At 67.7% G+C, this 18,424-nt stretch carries 21 protein-coding genes; 14 read left to right on the forward strand and 7 right to left on the reverse strand.

Annotated features, from left to right (window positions below; all coding sequences use genetic code 11):
- From BM009_RS22795 to BM009_RS20020, 5 genes are all read left to right on the forward strand, one after another.
- Positions 1-333, forward strand: a 333-nt coding sequence (locus BM009_RS22795; protein WP_217644227.1) for a hypothetical protein, incomplete at its 5' end; no start/stop codon positions are given.
- The gene (locus BM009_RS20010) at positions 323-2,272 is read left to right on the forward strand and encodes a cellulase N-terminal Ig-like domain-containing protein (RefSeq protein WP_254772378.1); all 1,950 of its coding nucleotides are present in this window, start codon (positions 323-325) and stop codon (positions 2,270-2,272) included. The genes BM009_RS22795 and BM009_RS20010, both read left to right, overlap by 11 nt.
- 28 nt (positions 2,273-2,300) lie before the next feature.
- On the forward strand, positions 2,301-2,807 hold the full coding sequence (locus BM009_RS23040) for a hypothetical protein (RefSeq protein ID WP_254772379.1): 507 nt from the start codon (positions 2,301-2,303) through the stop codon (positions 2,805-2,807).
- 147 nt (positions 2,808-2,954) lie between these two features.
- Positions 2,955-3,701 (forward strand): DUF72 domain-containing protein, encoded by a 747-nt coding sequence (locus BM009_RS20015; protein WP_093298893.1) that lies wholly within the window; start codon positions 2,955-2,957, stop codon positions 3,699-3,701.
- Between the two features lie 53 nt (positions 3,702-3,754).
- The gene (locus tag BM009_RS20020; RefSeq protein WP_093298894.1) at positions 3,755-4,945 is read left to right on the forward strand and encodes an ATP-dependent DNA ligase; all 1,191 of its coding nucleotides are present in this window, start codon (positions 3,755-3,757) and stop codon (positions 4,943-4,945) included.
- A gap of 106 nt (positions 4,946-5,051) precedes the next feature.
- Here the strand turns inward: BM009_RS20020 and BM009_RS23250 are convergent, their stop codons facing one another.
- Genes BM009_RS23250 through BM009_RS20040 form a run of 5 tightly spaced genes read right to left on the reverse strand, consistent with a single transcriptional unit; the run spans position 5,052 to position 7,617 of the window.
- Positions 5,052-5,186 carry a hypothetical protein gene (locus BM009_RS23250; RefSeq protein ID WP_368085946.1) on the reverse strand — a complete coding sequence of 45 codons (135 nt, stop codon included), beginning with the start codon at positions 5,184-5,186 and terminating at the stop codon, positions 5,052-5,054.
- Positions 5,183-5,584, reverse strand: coding sequence for a zinc-binding dehydrogenase (locus BM009_RS23255; protein WP_368085947.1), 402 nt, complete (start codon positions 5,582-5,584; stop codon positions 5,183-5,185). Before BM009_RS23255 ends, BM009_RS23250 begins: the two co-directional genes overlap by 4 nt.
- Complete coding sequence (locus BM009_RS23260; protein ID WP_217644229.1) at positions 5,520-5,759, reverse strand: alcohol dehydrogenase catalytic domain-containing protein; 240 nt, start codon at positions 5,757-5,759, stop codon at positions 5,520-5,522. The genes BM009_RS23255 and BM009_RS23260 overlap by 65 nt, the downstream gene beginning before the upstream one ends.
- Positions 5,756-6,766, reverse strand: a complete 1,011-nt coding sequence (locus BM009_RS22405; protein ID WP_175488140.1) for a patatin-like phospholipase family protein — start codon at positions 6,764-6,766, stop codon at positions 5,756-5,758. Before BM009_RS22405 ends, BM009_RS23260 begins: the two co-directional genes overlap by 4 nt.
- Positions 6,763-7,617: an MBL fold metallo-hydrolase gene (locus BM009_RS20040; protein WP_093298896.1), complete on the reverse strand. Its 855-nt coding sequence runs from the start codon at positions 7,615-7,617 to the stop codon at positions 6,763-6,765. The genes BM009_RS22405 and BM009_RS20040 overlap by 4 nt, the downstream gene beginning before the upstream one ends.
- A gap of 162 nt (positions 7,618-7,779) precedes the next feature.
- Here BM009_RS20040 and BM009_RS20045 point away from each other — a divergent pair, with 162 nt between their 5' ends.
- On the forward strand, positions 7,780-9,279 hold the full coding sequence (locus BM009_RS20045; protein WP_093298897.1) for an MFS transporter: 1,500 nt from the start codon (positions 7,780-7,782) through the stop codon (positions 9,277-9,279).
- On the opposite strand, the gene BM009_RS20050 is transcribed toward BM009_RS20045, so the two are convergent.
- Entirely contained in the window at positions 9,276-10,016 is a 741-nt protein-coding gene (locus BM009_RS20050; protein WP_093298899.1) for an SDR family oxidoreductase, read from the reverse strand. The genes BM009_RS20045 and BM009_RS20050 overlap by 4 nt on opposite strands.
- Positions 10,017-10,018: 2 nt before the next feature.
- Positions 10,019-12,238, reverse strand: coding sequence for a hypothetical protein (locus tag BM009_RS20055; protein ID WP_093298901.1), 2,220 nt, complete (start codon positions 12,236-12,238; stop codon positions 10,019-10,021).
- A gap of 263 nt (positions 12,239-12,501) precedes the next feature.
- Here BM009_RS20055 and BM009_RS23200 point away from each other — a divergent pair, with 263 nt between their 5' ends.
- Genes BM009_RS23200 through BM009_RS20085 form a run of 8 tightly spaced genes read left to right on the forward strand, consistent with a single transcriptional unit; the run spans position 12,502 to position 18,233 of the window.
- Positions 12,502-12,624, forward strand: coding sequence for a hypothetical protein (locus BM009_RS23200; RefSeq protein WP_302847375.1), 123 nt, complete (start codon positions 12,502-12,504; stop codon positions 12,622-12,624).
- Positions 12,625-12,684: 60 nt separating this feature from the next.
- A complete protein-coding gene (locus tag BM009_RS20060; protein ID WP_093298902.1) occupies positions 12,685-13,158 on the forward strand; it encodes a c-type cytochrome in 474 nt (157 codons plus the stop codon).
- Positions 13,155-14,114, forward strand: coding sequence for a cytochrome c oxidase subunit II (gene coxB / locus BM009_RS20065; protein WP_093298904.1), 960 nt, complete (start codon positions 13,155-13,157; stop codon positions 14,112-14,114). Before BM009_RS20060 ends, coxB begins: the two co-directional genes overlap by 4 nt.
- The gene (locus tag BM009_RS20070) at positions 14,111-16,009 is read left to right on the forward strand and encodes a cbb3-type cytochrome c oxidase subunit I (RefSeq protein ID WP_093298905.1); all 1,899 of its coding nucleotides are present in this window, start codon (positions 14,111-14,113) and stop codon (positions 16,007-16,009) included. Before coxB ends, BM009_RS20070 begins: the two co-directional genes overlap by 4 nt.
- Positions 16,006-16,623: a cytochrome c oxidase subunit 3 gene (locus BM009_RS20075; RefSeq protein WP_093299244.1), complete on the forward strand. Its 618-nt coding sequence runs from the start codon at positions 16,006-16,008 to the stop codon at positions 16,621-16,623. Before BM009_RS20070 ends, BM009_RS20075 begins: the two co-directional genes overlap by 4 nt.
- Positions 16,620-16,946: a hypothetical protein gene (locus BM009_RS22740; RefSeq protein ID WP_175488141.1), complete on the forward strand. Its 327-nt coding sequence runs from the start codon at positions 16,620-16,622 to the stop codon at positions 16,944-16,946. The genes BM009_RS20075 and BM009_RS22740 overlap by 4 nt, the downstream gene beginning before the upstream one ends.
- Complete coding sequence (locus BM009_RS20080; RefSeq protein ID WP_175488142.1) at positions 16,934-17,833, forward strand: cytochrome c oxidase assembly protein; 900 nt, start codon at positions 16,934-16,936, stop codon at positions 17,831-17,833. Before BM009_RS22740 ends, BM009_RS20080 begins: the two co-directional genes overlap by 13 nt.
- Positions 17,823-18,233 carry a c-type cytochrome gene (locus tag BM009_RS20085; protein WP_217644230.1) on the forward strand — a complete coding sequence of 137 codons (411 nt, stop codon included), beginning with the start codon at positions 17,823-17,825 and terminating at the stop codon, positions 18,231-18,233. The genes BM009_RS20080 and BM009_RS20085 overlap by 11 nt, the downstream gene beginning before the upstream one ends.
- Positions 18,234-18,424 lie beyond the last annotated feature (191 nt).

The following is an 18,424-nucleotide window of genomic DNA, read 5'->3' on the forward strand; positions in this document are numbered from 1 at the left end:
CCATCAGGAGAGCGCGGTCGTGATTCGCGAATTTGGCAAAAGGGCTGTGTCGCGCGTCGACATGCATGCGATCGTCCAAGATACGAACCGGCGCGCCTCAACTTCGCTGCGATGGCCGTGCAACGCCCGAAGTCCGGCGCCAGCGGCTTCGATGCGCCGCGAACGGACACCCGGCAGCGGCTGATTCCACGGCATCCATGGCTGCGCGGCCAAGCGTGGCTGGCAGAAACAGGCGCGGCGATACGCGTGCCCGCCCCCCTTCCGACCGGCTGCCCACCCATCGAGCGCGACACCGGCAACGATAAAATCACAGGAGAGATGCATGCACCGTAAGGTTCTGTCCGCCTTGCTCGCCTCGGCAGCGGCCGCCGTCTCGGGCGTGGCCATGGCCCAATCCTTGACGCTCACGCCGGCGGATACGCTCGAGAGGCAGGGCCTGACGGTCATCGCCGACCAGAACCAGTTCAGCCCGATCTTCTTCGACGAGAAGAATGCCGGCATCCAGATCGTGCTGCACGGCAACCGCATCGCTACCGATGGCGCGGTGCGCCTCGACAAGACGCCCGAACAATGGGCCCCCGTCCCCGCCTTTGTCAGCCGCACCCGCGGCACGGAGCCCAACCAGCTGGTGGTCCGTTCCACCTACAAGGACGTGAAGCTCGACTATACGGTGAAGGTCACCGCCGAGGGCGACGGCTTCCGCATCGCCGTCGATCTCGATCGCCCGCTGCCCGCAGCGCTGGTGGGCAAGGCCGGCTTCAACCTCGATTTCCTGCCGAGCGCCTATTTCGGCAAGACCTATCTGATGGACGCCGCCCCCGGGCTGTTCCCGCGCCACCCGACCGGCCCGATGGCCAAGGACGGCTCGGGAGACCCGCTGCCGCTGACGTCGGGCGGGAAATCGGTCACGCTGGCCCCCGAAGACCCGATGACCCGCGTCACCATCACCTCCGATCAGGGCCCGCTGACACTCTATGATGCCCGTGCGCGCGCGCAGAATGGCTGGTTCGTCGTCCGATCGATGATCGCCGAGGGCGCGAAGGAGAATGCCATCGTCTGGCATGTCCGGCCCAATGTCATCAAGGATTGGGTGCGCGCGCCGGTCGTCTCGTTCAACCAGGCGGGCTATACGCCCAACCGGCCCAAGGTAGCGCTGATCGAGCTGGATCCGCACTTCAAGGCACCGGCCGAGGCCGAGCTGGTGCGGCTCACCGCCGATGGCCGCGAAGAGCCGGTGCTGCGCGCGCGCACGCTGCCGCGCGGACACTGGACCCGCTACGACTATGCGGCGTTCGACTTCTCTAGCGTCCGCACGCCCGGCATCTACGCCATCCGCTATGCGGGCGTCACGACCAACCCGTTCCGCATCGCGCCCGATGCCTATGCGCGCATCTGGCAGACCTCGCTCGACACGTTCCTCGCCGAGCAGATGGATCATGTCGGCATCCGCGAGCAATATCGCGTCTGGTCGGCGCCCTCGCATCTCGACGACGCACGCCAGGCACCGCCCAACATCACGCATTTCGACGGCTACAAGATGGGCGCCAACCTGGATTCGCCCTTCAAGGCCGGCGAGCATATCCCCGGCCTCGCCGTGGGCGGCTTCCAGGACGCCGGGGACTATGACATCCAAACCCCCGAAAACGCGATGGTGGTGCGCGACCTGGTCTGGGCCCGCGAGCTGTTCGGTCTCGACTGGGACGAAACCAGTGTCGACGAAGCGGCGCGCGCGGTCGAGATCCGCAAGCCCGACGGCGTCGAGGACTCGCTGCAGCAGATCCGCCACGGCGCGCTGCAGCTGCTCGCGCAGTACAAGGTGTTCGGGCACGCGATCGTCGGGATCGTCGACCCGACGCTGCGCCAATATGCGCATCTCGGCGACGCCGGCTCGCAGACCGACGGGCTGACCTATGATCCGTCGCTCAAGCCCGCCGAGCGCAAGAACGGCGCCTCGGGCGCGCAGGACGACCGCTGGGCGTTCACCACCGACCTTCCGGCCAACAACCTGATGGTCGCGGCGGGGCTCGCCGGTGCGAGCCGCGCGCTTGCCCAGAGCGATCCGGCGATGGCAGCCGAAGCGCTCCACGCCGCCGAGGCACTCTGGGCCAAGCAGCAGCAGGGCGTCATCAAGGCCGGCGACGGCCGCGACGACTCGACTTCGCCGCGCTCTGCGCAGCGCCAACGTCACCGCCACGGTCGAGCTGCTGATCACCAGCAAGGGCGGCAAGGCCTATGCGGACCGTCTGCGCGCGCTGCTGCCGGTAATACGTGACAATTTCGAATGGACTGCAGCACCGGCGGTGCGCGCGATCCCCTTCATGGATGCCGCCTATCGTGCGCAGCTCGTGCCGCTGGTCCGCGCGATGAAGGCGAAGGTGGACCGCGACCAGGCGAACAATCCGTTCGGCGTGCCGATCGCCACCGGGACCTGGGCGGGTTCCAACCAGGTGGTGGCCTTCGGCTCGACGATGTACCTGCTGCACCAGGCCTTTCCGGAACTGATCGGCACCAGCTACACGCTCGACGCGATAGACTATGTGCTGGGGCGGCATCCCGCCAACAACCTGTCGCTGGTCTCGACCGTGGGCACCGCGTCGAAGCTGATCGGCTATGGGCATAATCGCGCCGATTACAGCTTCATCCCCGGCGGCCTCGTGCCCGGCGTGCTGATCGTCAAACCCGATTTCCCGGAAGCGAAGACCGACTGGCCGTTCCTGTGGTTCGAGAACGAATACACCGTCAGCACCACCACCGCCTACATCCTCGCCGCCCGCGCCGCGATAGCTGCATCGGAGGAGGCGAAATAGCGCGGTGCATGCGTGTGCTTTTCGGCCTCCGGCATTCCGACCATACTGCCGGGATGGCGGTCTTTTCGGACGGAGTAGCCGGTCTCAGGAACCAACGCGCTCCGAAACCGATCAGACAGCGCGATCTGGCTGCGGTGGAGAAGGAGGATGCGACCGGTGATCGGAACCGCCGGCTGGGCCATCCCGGCGGCGGATCGGCCCGCCTTCCCGGCCGAGGGCAGCATATTGCAGCGCTACGCGGCCCGGCTGGGCGGGGTGGAAGTGAACTCCTCCTTCTACCGCCCCCATCGGCGCTCGACCTGGCAACGCTGGGCGGAGGGCGTGCCCGATGGCTTCCGCTTTGCCGCGAAGATTCCGAAGGTGATCAGCCATGACCGGCGGCTGGTGGAGGTAGACACGGCGCTTGGCCAGTTCGTCGAGGAAGTTGGCGGCCTGGGCGACAAGCTCGCGATCCTGCTCCTCCAGTTGCCGCCCAGCTTCGCGTTCGACGCGGCGTTGCTCTCCGCATTCGTCATCCGCCTGTCTGCGCAAATCGCCGTCCCGATCGCCTGCGAGCCTCGGCATGCCAGCTGGTTCACCGCGGAAGCCGATGCGCTGCTCGCCAGCCTCCGCGTCGCCCGCGTCGCCGCCGACCCGGCACGCGTGCCAGAAGCAGCGTCGCCGGGCGGGTGGCGCGGGCTTTCCTATTGGCGCTTGCACGGCTCGCCGGTGATGTATCGGTCGGCATATGGCGATGCCCGCCTGCAAGCGATAGCGGCGGCAATAGCGGCAGATGCCACGCCCGGCCGAGCTGCATGGTGCGTGTTCGACAACACGGCCTCCTCGGCGGCGATGGGCGATGCGCTGCAGCTGTCGCATTTCCTCTCCGCGCGGCCTGCGCTTTCGCGGCCCTGAACCCGGCCCGCCGCCGCGCGTTCGTCCCGCGAACCAGCGCGCAAGGGAGCACCATGGCCGCGTCCGACCTGTCCCCCATGGAGGCCAAGCTGGTCGCCGCGCTGCCCGAGGAAGCCGGCTGGCAGTTCGAGCCCAAATGGGACGGCTTCCGCGCGCTTGTGTTCCGCCGGGGCGACACGATCGAGATCCGCTCGAAATCGGGAAAACCGCTCGACCGCTATTTCCCGGAGATCGTCGCGATGATTGCGGCAGTCGATTGCCCGGAGTTCGTTCTCGACGGCGAGCTGATCCTGCCGGTCGGCGACGTGCTCTCGTTCGATGCGCTCCAGGCCCGCCTCCACCCGGCGCCGAGCCGAATTCAGCGCCTGTCGAAGGAAACGCCGGCGCAACTGATGCTGTTCGATTGCCTCGCCGTCGGTGGCCAGGCGCTTCTCGACACGCCGCTGCGCGAGCGACGCGCTGCGCTGGAAGCGTTCCACCGCGCCCATGGCGGACCATCCCTCTTGCTGTCGTACCGGACGCAGGATCTGGCCGTTGCCCAAGTCTGGCTCGCGCAAGGTGGCGGGGCGCTCGACGGCGTCGTCGCCAAGCAGCTGGACGAACCCTATCGTCCCGGCGAACGCGCGATGCTCAAGGTGAAGCAGCACCGCACTGCCGATTGCGTCGTCGGCGGCTTCCGTCGCACCAGGGAAGGCGATGGCATCGCATCGCTGTTGCTCGGGCTCTACGACGATGCGGGTTTGCTCCACCATGTCGGCTTCACCTCGGGCATCGCTGCGGCCGAGCGCCCGATGTTGCTGCAGAAGCTGGAACCGCTGATCGAGGCGCCCGGCTTCACCGGCAAGGCACCGGGCGGTCCCAGCCGCTGGAACAACGGCGCCGAAAGCGCGTGGGCGCCGCTGCGCCCGGAGCTGGTGCTGGAAGTGCTCTACGACCAGGTCACCGGCGATCGCTTCCGCCATGGCACCAAGCTGCTGCGCTGGCGCCCCGACAAGGCGCCCGCGCAATGCCGGATGGAGCAGCTGGTCCACGAGGTCCGCCCCGCAGAGCTTTCGACGCTCACGCGCGTAGCGGAATTCGACGCTCACGCGCGTAGCGGAATGAGTCTACGCGGAACTGATTTGGGTGGTCCAAGCGGCCCTGAGCCTCCGGGACCGGTGGAACCGGCGATCAAACCAGCGCAATCCCAGCCCATTCTCGCAAAAACGGCGCCAAAGGCCTCACTCCCACTCGAACATCAATAGCTCGATTTCTCCTTGTTGCCCCAATGCTCCTCAACCACTCTGTTACAACTTACCCGGCGACCGACCTATGAACGCGCTGGGCTTCTTCTCCCCTTTCCTCACATCGTCAGGCCGACGAACGTGGCGCCGGTGGGGGCCTTGTCCTTTGCCTCTCGAACGCTTCGTTGATCCGATCGAGCGGAAAACGATGGTTGATCAGCTTCTGCGTCTGCAGCTTGCCGCGCGCGAGCAGCTCGATCACTTCGGCCTGTTCGGCATAGAGATCCTGGAAGGCGAAGCTGGCGCTGGGAATGAGCGCGATCTTCGACATCTGGATGCGGTGCCATTCGAGGAGAATGGCCGTTTCCCCTTCGTCGAAGCCGCCGACGATGACGACCTTCCCGCCCCGCCGCCCATCCGCGTCGCGAGCGGCAGCGTCTGCGGCATGGTCTCCCCGCCCGAGCACTCGAATACGATATCGGCACCACGCCCGTCGGTCATCGCCAAGATCGCCGCTTCGGGCGCGCCATCCTCGAATGGGACCACCAGATCGGCGCTCAGTTCGTGCGCCAGCGCGCGGGCGTGGGGTACGGGGTCAATCGACAAGACGGACACGCGTGACCTCGGGGCCGACCTCGACCACCTCGACGGCGAGTTCATGGCCCACGATGCAGCAGCGGAGATGCTGGTCGGGTTTCTCCCGGTGCCGAAGATCCGTGCCGCAGATGCCCGCCATGCGGACGCGCGCCTTGACCCAGTCAGCGGCGGGCATCGCGGGTTCTTCCACCTCTTCAATCGTGAAGCGTCCTTCGGCGGTCTTCAGCGCGGCTTTCATGGTGCGTTCACCGAGTGACCGGGCTGGAGATGGAGGCCCTGACCGCCGATCGGCAGCGTGCCGTCGGCGACGCGGCGGACAAGGTCGGCGGCATCGCGAAGGCCGTGTTCCCAGCGCTGGCGCACCGAGGCAGGCGAGAAGTCCATCGCCTTGCCCGCCACCTCCTGCTGCTGATCGGCATAGAGCAGTTGCGCCAGCGTCACCGAGCAGCCGCGATAGGCAGCGTCGGTCGCATATTGCGCCTGCCAGCGTGCGATCGTGCGGCGCGTCTGGCTAGCAAAGGTAAGGTCTTGCGCGCGCGCCGCCATTTCTCCCAGCGTGTCTGGGCGGCCGCCGCGCATCGGCAGCAGGTCGACGGCGATGCAGAGCGTCGGTCGATCTGAGGGCGTCGAAAGCACCGGATCGAGCGGCAGGTTGGCGGAAAGGCCACCATCCACATAGAGCCGATCGTCGACCGCCACCGCGGGAAACGCCGGTGGCAACGCGGCGCTGGCACGGACATGCTCGGCACCGATCAGGCGATCCTTCGTGTCAAAGGCTGTTTCCGCGCCGCTCTCCAGGTCAACCGCGACGGCCGTGTAGCGCGTCGCGCCGCCGTTCAACCGCGCGAAGTCGATGGAGGACTCCAGCGTCGTCGCCAGCGGGCCGGTATCGTACAGCGCCGGCGTGGGCGCGGCGAGCAGTGCGGTGCCCAGCGGTCCGAAAAGACCGGGTCGACCGCCCAGCAGGGTGGCACTCGTCTCTATGGTCCTGCGCCACGTCTCGGGCCAAGCCTGCCACCAGTCGAGACCGTCCGTTCGCCAGAAAGCCGCCAGCTTCGCCAGCGCAATGTCCGGCGCGTTCCCGGCGAGAATCGCGCCGTTGATCGCCCCGGCGGAAGTGCCGACGATCCAGTCCGGCGCGATGCCGCCCTCGTGCAGCGCCTGGCAGACGCCCGCCTGGTAGGCGCCCAGCGCGTTGCCGCCGGCCAGCACCAGCACGACCTTGGTGTCGCCAAGGTCGATCAAAGCGGCTGCCCTGCCTGGCAGCGCTCCAGTTCCACCGCATCGTGCGCGCAGGCGATCGAGACTTCGTCGCGCCGTTCGACCGACAGCCGACGTAGCCGCGCCTGGTTCTGCATGCGGCTGTCGGCATCGACCTCCATCAGCCGCTGATAGGCGCGCAGGCCGGGTGTGCAGCGCCGCCGCGCTTCGCGCATCTCGCCGCGGTAGAAATAGGCGTCGCCCGCATGGAGCAGCCAGCGGCCATCGTCGCGGCGGACGGCCACGCCGGCATGGCCCCAGGTGTGGCCGGGCAGCGGCACGAGCAGGATCTCGGGCGGCAGTCCCTCCAGGTCGCGCACCGCATCGAAGCCGAACCAGCGCTCGCCCCGCGCACCATAGCCGCGCCATTGCTGGACGCCCGCGAGCTGCGGCAGCCGCCAGCGGTTGCGCGCGACCACGCCTGCGTGCGGGCCGGTGGCGTCGTCATATTCGCGCTGCATCACATGGACGACGGCATTGGGGAAATCCTCCAGGCCGCCGGCGTGATCGAAATCCAGATGGGTGACGACGATGTGGCGCACATCGTCCGCGCGAAAGCCCAGCGCCTCGATCTGCCGGATCGCGGTCTCGGCCTCATGCAAGCGGATGTTGAGCATCGTCCGCCAGGCGCGGGTGATGCGCGGAGCTCCCGGCCCGTGCGGATGCGCGACGTCGCGCAAGCCGTAGCCGGTATCGACCAGCACGAGACCGTGCGCGTCGGTCTCGATCAGCAGGCAGTGACAGACCAGCCGGCCAAGCGGTGCCATCGAACGGCCGTCGAACAGCGCGCCGCCCAGCGGGCAATCGGTGCCGCAGTTGAGATGGTGGATCTGCATCGTTGCTCCTCGGGACTTGGCTGCACGGTGTGACCCCTCAACCTCCGAACCAGGGACATCGCCCCTCCCGCACTTCGCAATTAGCGCAACTTTCTCTGTAACTTATGTTGCGTACCGGGCTTCACGGAGGGCACCCGGCCATGCGCCGTACGTTGGCGCGTGATGATCAGCCTGCAGCCGCAACGCGAAGTGTCGTCTGAGGAACGCGAGCGCGGACTGCGTCTGCTCGTCACCGAGGCGATCTTCTCGGGCGGCACCGCGGCGCTGACCACCGGCGTGATCCTCACCGCCTTCGCCCTGCACCTCGGCGCCTCCAATGCGATGGTCGGCATCCTGGCGAGCGCACCCTTCCTCGCGCAGCTGCTCCAGTTGCCCGCGATCGGTCTGGTCGAGCGGCTGCGGGCGCGGAAGCGGATCGCGGTGTTCACCAGCCTGATCGGGCGGCTGATGCTGGCGATCATGGCGGTGCTCGCCTTCTTCAGCGGGACGCTGCCGCTACTCGCCTTTCTCGCCGCGCAACTGGTGCTGTGCGGGTTGGGCGCGATCGGCTCGTGCGCGTGGAACGCCTGGATGCGCGACCTCGCGCCTGAGGAACGGCTCGGCACCGTCTTCGCCAAGCGGACGGTGTGGCTGACCGCGATCAGCCTGCTGCTGGGGCTTGCGGCGGCGCTCGCCCTGGACTGGACGCGGCCCGGGTCGTTCGACCGCGATCTCGTCTTCGCCGGCATGTTCGCGGCCGGGTGCATCACCGGCCTGATCAGCGCCCGAGTCGTCGCCGGCATGCCCGAGCCGCTGATGCCGCCCGCGGAGGGCCCGGTCGACCTGATCGCGCTGCTTCGCCGGCCCCTGCGCGATGGCAATTTCCGGCGGCTGCTCGTGTTCGTCGCCAGCTGGCAGTTCGCGGTCAACTTTGCGACGCCCTTCTTTACCGTCTTCATCGTCCGCCAGCTGCACTTCAACATCAGCTTCGTGATGGTGCTGAGCGTGGCGAGCCAGATCGCCAACATCCTGGCGCTGCGCCTCTGGGGCACGCTGAGCGACCGCTTCGCCAACAAATCGGTGCTGGCCGTATGCGCGCCGGCCTACATCCTCGCGATCGTCGCGATGGCGGGCGCCTCGCAGTTCGCGGATCGCGACGTGGTGAAGCTGTGGCTGGTGGGCCTGCACCTGTTGATGGGCGCGACGATTGCCGGGGTGACGCTGGCCAACACCAACATCGCGCTCAAGCTGTCGCCCAAGGGCGCCGCCACCGCCTATGTCGCGACCAACGCGATGGTGACCGCCGCGGCCGCTGGCCTTGCGCCGATCCTGGGCGGGCTGCTCGCCGACTTCTTCGCAGCACGTCAGTTCGAGCTGCTGGCGCGCTGGAGCAGCCCGCACGGCGTGGTTGCCCTGCCTTTCGTGCTGACGCGCTGGGACTTCTACTTCCTGATCGCGGGGCTGATCGGCATCTATGCGATCCACCGCCTGTCGCTGGTCGAGGAGCATGGCGAGATCGAGCGGCGCGAGATGGTCGGGCAGCTGCTCCACGAGACGCGTCGCTCGATCCGCAACATCTCCAGCGTCGCGGGGCTGCGCTCGGCGACCGACCTGCCCGCCGCGCTGCTGCGCGACGCCCGCACGCGGGCACGGCAGCGGCGCGCGGGGCGGCCTAGGCTCTAGCTGGTCTTCTGGACCAGCGGCTCGATCCGCAGATTGACCACGTCGCTCGCCGCCCCGCGGGTGAGGACGAAACGGATTGCCTCGGCGATCTCCTCGGCATGCAGCATCTCGGCCTGCGCAACCGCCTCTGCCTTCTCCGCGTCGCTGCATTGCTGCATGTCGGTGTCGACCGAACCCGGCTGGATCACGCTGACCTTGATGTTCTTCGCCGCCACTTCCTTGCGCAGCGTCTCGGCAAAGGCCTGGATGCCGGCCTTGGTCGCGGCATAGACGCTCTCGCCCTCGGCCTTGATCTCGGTGCTGATCGAACCGACGAACAGCAGATGGCCGCCGCCCTGCTTCTCCATGCGCCGGATGGCCGCCCGGGCGCAGGCCAGCGTGCCCGTCAGATTGGTATCGATGACATAGCGCCAGTCGGCATCCTCCATCTCGTGGATGGGCTGCGCGCCCAGCGCCGCGCAAGTCACGAGCATATCGACGCCGCCCAGTTCCGCATCGGCGGTCGCGAAGACGCTGTCGACGCCGTCCTTCGTCGCGGCATCGGCGACGATCCCTATGGCTTTCTCGTGCGTCGCGGTCAGCGCAATCGCCTCGTCGAGCGGATCCTGGTGCCGCCCGAAGGTGAGGACGCGCGCCCCCTCCTCCGCCAGCAGCGCGAGGGTTGCCCGGCCGATCCCGGTGGTGCCGCCGGTCAGGACGATTCGTTTGCCGGCAAGCGATGTCGTTTCAAGTGCCATGATCATTCCCAGGTGAGGATCAGCCGGCCGTTCGCCGGCACGACATAATCGATGCGATCATCGGCGGTGCCGTTCGGGCGGATCGCGTCGCCGCCAGCGGTGGTGAGGCTGCTCTTGGGCAGCTTGCGCCGCTTGAGCCGCACCAGCCGCACATTGGCGGTGGCGGTTTCGCCTGCGTCGAGCTGGATGGTCAGCGCCTGGTCGCCGGTGCGCTCCACGGTGCGGACCAGCGAGTCGCAGAACAGCAGGAACGGCGCTCCGTCGATGCGGTGAAAGGCACGCGAGGCGAAGATGAAAGCAGCACCCGCGCCGTACACCTCCTGCCCCACCTGCCCCGCCTGCTGCCCGTCCGGATAGAGGTCTTCCAGCGGGAAGGAGAGCGTGGGATCGATGTGCCCGTTCGCTTCGCGCTGTTTCTCGGCGATCGCCTCCTTCGGCAACGCGTCGGGATAATAATACCAGGCGCGCGAGAGCACATATTTGCAATATTCGCCGATCAGCATGCGCGCTTCGGGATCGAGTTCCGGCCCGCCATCGTCGAGATAATGGCCAAAAGCGACATAGCTGTCGAAGCACTCGTACATCGCCATGTAGGGCGCATCCTGCAGGCAGGTGACCGCGAGGAACGTCTCGTACGCCGCCGCATGGCCGATCTGGCTGTCCCAGATCACCGCATTGTGCAGGAAGCTGGCGAGATAGACGTAGCTCTGCTCCAGATAGACGTCACGGTTGGTGACCCGCCACAGCCGCATGCAGGCGGCCGCACCCCAGGCGGTGAGATTGGCCTGGTAATTGATGTCGAACCGCAGCCCTATCGCCGCATCGATCGCCGCCCGCGCCTCATCGAGATAGCGTTTGTCATCGGTGAGCTCGAATGCCTGCAGCATCACCCAGGCATAGACACCCCCGACATCGGTTTGCCCGCGGCCGTCGGCCGGCGCCTCGGCGGTGATCACGCTGAAGTCGGTGACGTTGTACTGGATCGGCCAGCGATAGTCGAAATGCCGGGCGGCGCGGATGCCGTATTCGAGCGAGGCGAGGAACAGCTCGCGTGCCGCCGCATCGCCGTCGAGCGCAAGGTGGCCGAGGTTCAGCAGCGGATGATAGAGATACCAGCTGTCGACCGCATCGGCATCCTTGTCTTTGCCGACATTGGGCAGGTAGCGCCGCAGCGTCTGGAGCTCGGGATCGTAGAATTTCCGCAGCCCGGCTTTCAGTTCCGACTCGAGCGGGTCCGGCTCGCCGCGCCAGGTGCCCCAGTCATGCAACGCGGCGATCACCGACATCTGCACCATGATGTCGGGATATTCGGCTGCGGTGTAGGGGTGGACATAGCGGTGCCCGTAGTGTCGGACGGTCGCCTCCGGCGCCTCCGCCAAGTCCCGCAGCGAGCGTTCCGCCCGAGCGACCCAGTCGCGATACGCCACCGGCGGCAGTTCGAGCATGCGATAGGCGGTGCCCAGCATCTGGAGGAACTGCCGGGCGGATTCGCGCTCGTGCGGCGGTGCTTCGTGGCGGAACACCAGGATCGCATCCGACAGCGTGACCGTCTCGCCGGCGGCCAGCGCCACCTCGGCGGGGTCCGCATTCTCCGGCGGCACCGGCAGCTTGTAGCCGAGCTCGGGCCAGGCACCGCCGACCGCCTCGCGCGGCTTGGTGCCGGTCGCGCGGAAATAGGCGTTCGAGGCGGTCAGGTTCTGGACGTAGAGGACATTGCCGAAGGCCGGTTCGTCGATGCGGAAATAGAGCAGCCCGGTGTTGATCCCGCGCTGCGACGCCTCGACGGTGCCTTCCGCCCGCAGCGGGTCGTCGCGACCACCCAGCGGATAGAGATCGCGGGGCACGAACGGGAGCACCATCGCCATGGCCGGGGTGAAGCGAGTGACGATCCGGACCTGCTCCAGCGCGTCCTGCGCGGCGACGAACGACAGGACATGCTCGCCCAGCCGGCTGGTCACGCGCAGCCGGGCCACCTCGTCGGGCGCCTTGCGCGCGACTGCGATCTCGAAGGGTGCCGGGACGAACGCCGCCCGAACTGCCAGCCCGCCCCTGCCGTCGCGGCGGATCACCGCGAAGACGGAGTCGGCGGTTGCCAGAATCTCCACATCGAGATCCCCGATCTCGAAGCTTGCAACGGGCGCTTCGGCCTCGCGCAGTGCATCGCGCAAGGTGAGCAGGTACGGACTGGCCGGTTTTGCCTCGAGGATTGCCGTGTTCGGCATGCGCCTCTCCGATAAATGAAAGGATCTTGGGCAAAGATCGAAGGCGCCGCTGGTTCCGGCGATCGGCGGCGCTTCTAACCCAGGCTAGGATGTTTTGGGCGCCGGACGCTTCTCACGCTTCAGCAACCAACCCAGGCCGCAAACCGATCACACGCCGTTGAGAAGGGGATGCGCTGCTGCTTTCTCGCCGCCTCTGCAGCCTTGTCGTCCTGAACCCCGTCAACCGCCGGGCGTTCGCCCTGCATGCCAGCGCAAGGAACCTCATGGACACGTCCGACCTGTCCCCGATGGAGGCCAAGCTGGCGCCCGCGCAGTGCCGGATGGAGCAGCTGATCCACGAGGTCCGGCCCGCCGAACTGTCGACGCTCGCACGCGCCGCCGAATGACTCTACCCGAAACTAATTTGTGTGATTGAAGCAGCCTTTGGCCTCCGCGACCAAGGACGCGTGAATCGTTTCCGTCGCGCGCTCCTCACCGGTCTGATCGTCTTGCCTGCAACGGGTTGCAGCGCGGAGAGCCGTTCCGCCGGCCCAGACCTGCCGCAGACGGCCCCGACGGGCGCGCAGGATCCGCGCGCGGCAGCCTATGAGCGCAACCTCTATCAGGTCGCACAAGGGGGTCGCTATTTCACCTGGTATGGCTGCAGCGGCTGTCATGGCGGCAATGCCCAGGGCGCGCGCAACCTCGGCGACCGGGCATGGGTGCACGGCGGTGACCTCGACCAGGTCTATGGCTTCATCGCCAGTCAGCATCCCGGCACGCCGGCCGGGTACGGGTCGCGCATCCCTACCGAGCAGCTCTGGCAGATCACAGCCTATGTCCGGAACCTGCCGCGACTGACGCCGGAGAAACGTCGCCGCCAGGACGCCGACCAGGTCGGCGAGCCCCAGGGCAGCAACTGGACGGGGCCGGTGCAGTGAACGGGCTGCAATCGGCACTGGCACCGGCGGGGGAACAGGCGGCGGGTATCCATGGCCTGTTCTGGCTGATGATGCTCGTCTGCGGCGCGATGTACCTGCTGGTACTCGCCGGCGTCGCCTGGACTGTGTGGCGCGCGCTTCGCGGCCGTCGCGTGGCAGGCGAACCGGCGATCGACCCGCCCGATGTCGGGCTCAATCGAGGGCTGCTCGGCTGGGCCGCGTTGATCGTCGTCGGCCTGACCGTTCTGATCACAGCCAGCTTCCTCGTCGAGCGCAACATTGCCTCCGCGCGGGCGCGCGAGGCGCTGGAGGTGCGAGTGACCGGCCATCAATGGTGGTGGCGGATCCAATATCGCGATCCGCGCACCGGCGGCTGGATCGAGACGGCGAACGAACTCCATTTGCCCCTCGGCCGCACCACCCGCGTCGCGCTGGGATCGGCGGATGTGATCCACAGCTTCTGGGTGCCGAACATCGCGCAGAAGCTCGACGTGATTCCCGGCCGCATCAACCTGCTCGACCTCACCCCCACCCGCCCCGGCTGGTTCCGCGGCCAGTGCGCCGAGTTCTGCGGCATCCAGCATGCGCACATGGCGTTCGACGTGAAGGTGGATGCGCCGGAGGATTTCGATCGCTGGCTGGCAAGCCAGGCGAAGGTCGCCGCCACGCCCGCCGATCCCGTCGCCGCGCGCGGGCAGCAGGTCGTGACCGGCGGCAAGTGTGCCATGTGCCACGCGATCCGCGGCACGCCCGCCACCGGCCGAGCGGGACCAGACCTCACCCATTTCGGCAGCCGCCGTTCGGTGGCCGCCGGCACGCTGACGATGAGCCGCGGCGCCATCCAGGGCTGGATCGCCCAGCCCCAGGCGCTGAAGCCCGGCACGATGATGCCGCCCGTTGCGCTCTCGGGCGCCGATGCCGATGCCGCTTCGCGCTACCTGATGGGACTGCAATGACCGAGCCGCTCACCCCCGAACAGGCCGATCGGCTCGCCGTATCGTGGCGCGACGCGCCGGGGCTGTGGGGCTTCCTCACCACCGTCGATCACAAGCGGATCGCCGCGCGCTACATCCTGACCGTCGTGCTGCTCATGTTCCTGGCGGGCATGCTCGCGCTCGACATGCGGCTGCAGCTCGCCTGGCCGGACATGGGCCGGATGACGCCGCAGCTCTACAACGAGAGCTTCTCGCTGCACGGCTCGACGATGCTGTTCCTCGTCTCGGTGCCGGTGATGGAAGCGATGGCGATCTGGCTGGTGCCGCTGATGCTCGGCCAGCGCGCGCTCGCCTTCCCGCGGCTCGCGGCGTTCAGTTATTGGCTGTATCTGGGCGGCGTGCTGATGCTGTGGGTGCCACACGCCTTCGGCATCACCCCCGATCTCGGCTGGTTCGAATATCCGCCGCTTTCCGGGCCCGGATACGGCCCCGGGCACCGCGTCGACATCTGGGCGCAGATGATCACCTTCACCGAGGTCGCGGCGCTCGCCGCCTCGGTGAACGTCGTCGCCACCGTGCTCAAGATGCGGCCGCCGGGGATGACGCTAGCGCGGATCCCGGTGTTCGTCTGGTCGCAGGCGATCGCCGGGCTGATGACGATCTTCTCGCTGCCAGCGGTGATGCTGGTCACCAGCATGCTGATCGCCGACCGGCTGGTCTCGACGCAATTCTTCGCGCCCGCCGCGGGCGGCGACGTGATCCTGTTCCAGCACCTGTTCTGGTGGTTTGGGCATCCGGAGGTCTACATCATCTTCCTGCCCGCCGCGGGCTTCGTCTCGATGATCGTCGAGACCTTCTCGCGCCGCACGCTGTTCGGCCATGTCGCGGTGGTGCTGTCGATGCTCGGCATCGCCGCGCTCGCCTTCGGGCTGTGGGTGCACCACATGTTCGCCGTCGGCCTGCCGCGGCTGGGCAACGACTTCTACACCGCGGCGAGCATGGCGGTAGCGCTGCCCGCGGGCCTGCAGATCTTCTGCTGGATCGCGACCTTGTGGAGCGGCCGCCCGCGCTTCGACACGCCGCTCCTCTGGGTGCTCGGCTTCATCGCCACGTTCGTGATCGGCGGGCTTTCGGGCGTGATGGCCGCCTCCGCCCCGCTCGACCAGCAGATCACCGACACCTATTTCATCGTCGCGCATTTCCATTACGTGCTGATCGGCGGCGCGATTTTCCCGCTGCTCGGCGCCTTTTGCTACTGGTACCCCAAGGCGACGGGGCGGATGATGTCGGAGCGTTGGGGCAAGCTCGCCTTCTGGCTGATCGTCGGCGGGTTCAACCTCGGCTTCTTCCCGATGCACCTGCTCGGGCTGATGGGCATGCCGCGCCGGGTCTACACCTATAGCGAGGGCATGGGCTGGGGGCTGCTCAACCTGATCGCGACCCTGGGCTCTGCCATCGCGGTAGCGGGCGGACTGGTGTTCGTCGCCAATGCCTGGTGGAGCAGGCGACACGGCGCGCTCGCCGGACCCGACCCCTGGGGGGGATCGACGCTCGAATGGGCGGTGCCGTCCCCGCCGCCGCAGCATAACTTCGATCACCTGCCGGTGGTCGACAGCCTTACGCCGCTCTGGACCCAAAAGGACGAACTGCAGATGATGACCGGCCTCGCGCTGGAGCGACGCGAAGTGCTGGTCACCTCGGTGGTCGAGGCAACGCCGGAATATCGGCAGAAGAGCCCCAAGCCCTCGATTGCGCCGCTGCTCTCGGCGCTGGCGGTGACGATCCTGTTCATCGGCAGCATCTTCACCCCCTGGGCGTTGGTATGGGGGGCGGTGCCGGTGGCGGCCGCGCTGATCGCCTGGTTCTGGCCGCAACGCGAACGGGCGAGCACCGGGCCGCTGGCGGTGCGCCGATGAGCGACGCCCGCCCCTACAAGATCGTCGGCGACGTCTCGGATCTGCCCGAAAGCGCCAGCGGCGCCAAGCACCTCGTCTGGTGGGGCAATATCGGCTTCATGGCGATCGAGGGCACCGCCTTCGCGCTGGCCGCCGGCACGTACCTGTACCTGATGAGCCAGACGCACGGCTGGCCGCCTGCCGGCACCCGCCCGCCCGACCTGCTCTGGCCGGCGGTGCTCACGCTGGGTCTGTTCCTCAGCGAGATCCCCAATCTGTGGGTCCGCCGCCGGGCGATCGCCAAGGACGAATGGAGCGTACGCTTCGGCACGCTGGGCATGACGATCCTGGGCCTGCTTCTGCTGATCCCGCGCGGAATCGAGTTCGCGCATCTCAACGTTCACTGGTCCGACAATGCCTATGGATCGCTGACCTGGATGCTGATCATCCTGCACACCAGCCACCTGATCACCGACATCGGCGACACGGCGGTGCAGGCGGTCTGGCTGTTCACCCATGAGGTGGGCGACGACCAGTTCGCCGATGTGGAGGACAATGCCAATTACTGGACCTTCGTTGTGCTCAGCTGGCTCCCGGTGGGAGCGTTGATCTATCTCGCGCCGAGGCTCGGATGAGCCGCTCGGAGCGCATCCGGCCCTGGGCGGCGCTAATCCTGCCGCCGCTGGCGTGGTATGTGTTTGAGGTCGGGCTGGGCAGCGTGCTCAAGGTGCGGTGCGCGCCGGTTGGCAACGGGCTCGGGCTCGGCTGGGGCGTGACGAGCATCGCGGTGTGTGCAGGCGCGATGGCGATTGCCTGGCCCTGCGCCAGGCCCGCCGGCGACCAGACGCCGCCGCGCGCCTGGCTGTCGCGGGTCGCACTGCTGCTAGCCGCCATCTTCGCGCTGGCGATCGCCTTCCAGACGCTTGCCGTGCTGATCGTGCCGCCGTGCGTCGGCTGAGCCTCCTCGGTCTCCTCTTGCTGGCGCTGCCGGGCACTGCGCTGGCACACGGAGGGCACGATCATGCCGCACCGCCGGGATGGACCTGGGATCCGGCGATCACCCTCCCGCTGCTGATCGCAGCCATCGCGTTCTGCCTCGGCTGGCGCCGGCTCCACGCCCGCTCGACAGGGGGTCGTGCGCGGCTGGAGCGGTGCAGCACCTGGTTCGCGATCGGCTGGCTGGTGCTCGCGGGCGCGCTGGTCTCGCCGCTACACGAGGCGGGCGAGCGGAGCTTCACCGCGCACATGATCGAACACGAGCTGATCATGCTGCTCGCCGCACCCTTGCTGGTGCTGGCCGAGCCGCTCGCGACGATGCTCTGGGCCTTCCCGCCTCCCGCGCGGCGCACGCTCGGCGCGATGGGCATGGCGATTGCTCCCACCTATCGCTGGGCGAGTGGTGCGGTCGTTGCGACGCTGCTGCAGGCGGCGGCGCTGTGGATCTGGCATATGCCGAGCCTGTTCGATCTCGCGCTCGCCAACGAAGCCTGGCACGCCGTCCAGCACCTCTGCTTCCTGGTGAGCGCCCTGCTGTTCTGGACGGCGATGCTGGGACGGCGCGGCGCAGGGGCAAGTGCTGCCGCCGATCGCGCGCTCGCCGGGCTGTGCCTGCTCGCCACCTCGATCGTCACCGGCGCGCTCGGCGCGCTGATGGCCTTCGCCACCTCGCCCTGGTACGCCGGCTATGCCCGGCTGGCGCTCGCCCCCTTCGGCCTCACCCCGGCCGAGGACCAGCAGGTGGCGGGGCTGATCATGTGGGTGCCCGGCGGCCTCGTTCATCTTGGCGCGGCGCTGCTCCTGTTCCGCACCCTCATCGCCGCCCCGAGGACCGCCGATGCCGTCTGAACTGCGCTTCGTCTACGGCATGGCCGCTCTCGCCGCGCTGGCTGGTGCCGCCTCCGTCGCCGGTATCTACTATCAGGACAGCGCCCAGGCGCGCACGAATGCCGAGGCGATGACCGGGGGCAGCGTGCGCGCAGGTCAGGCCGCGATCGAGCGCTATAATTGCGGAGCCTGCCACCGCATCCCCGGCATCGGCGCCGCCACCGGCGTTGCGGGGCCGGCGCTGAACGGCGTGGGGACGCGCAGCTTCATCGCCGGCATGTTGCCGAACAGCCCCGACAATCTCGAACGCTGGATCCAGCACCCGCAGCAGGTGGTGCCCGGCAACGCGATGCCAGATCAACGCGTGACGCCGCGGGACGCCCGCGACATCGCCGCCTACCTGTACACGCTGCGAAGATAGGCCGAGCGGCTAGCGAGCCTCATTCCCACTCGAACATCAATAAGCAGACATTACGTCTATTTCTCAATTCATTGGGCGGCCTTGAGGCAAGCAGTGCCATGAAAAATGCCATTCTGGGATTTGCGCAGTTTGGCAGTTCCTTGGACGTCGAAGGGGAGGCTGCCGTATGCCCGATCCCGGAAGGCTGTGAC

Source organism: Sphingomonas sp. NFR04 (assembly GCF_900114095.1).
Classification (GTDB): Bacteria; Pseudomonadota; Alphaproteobacteria; order Sphingomonadales; family Sphingomonadaceae; genus Sphingomonas.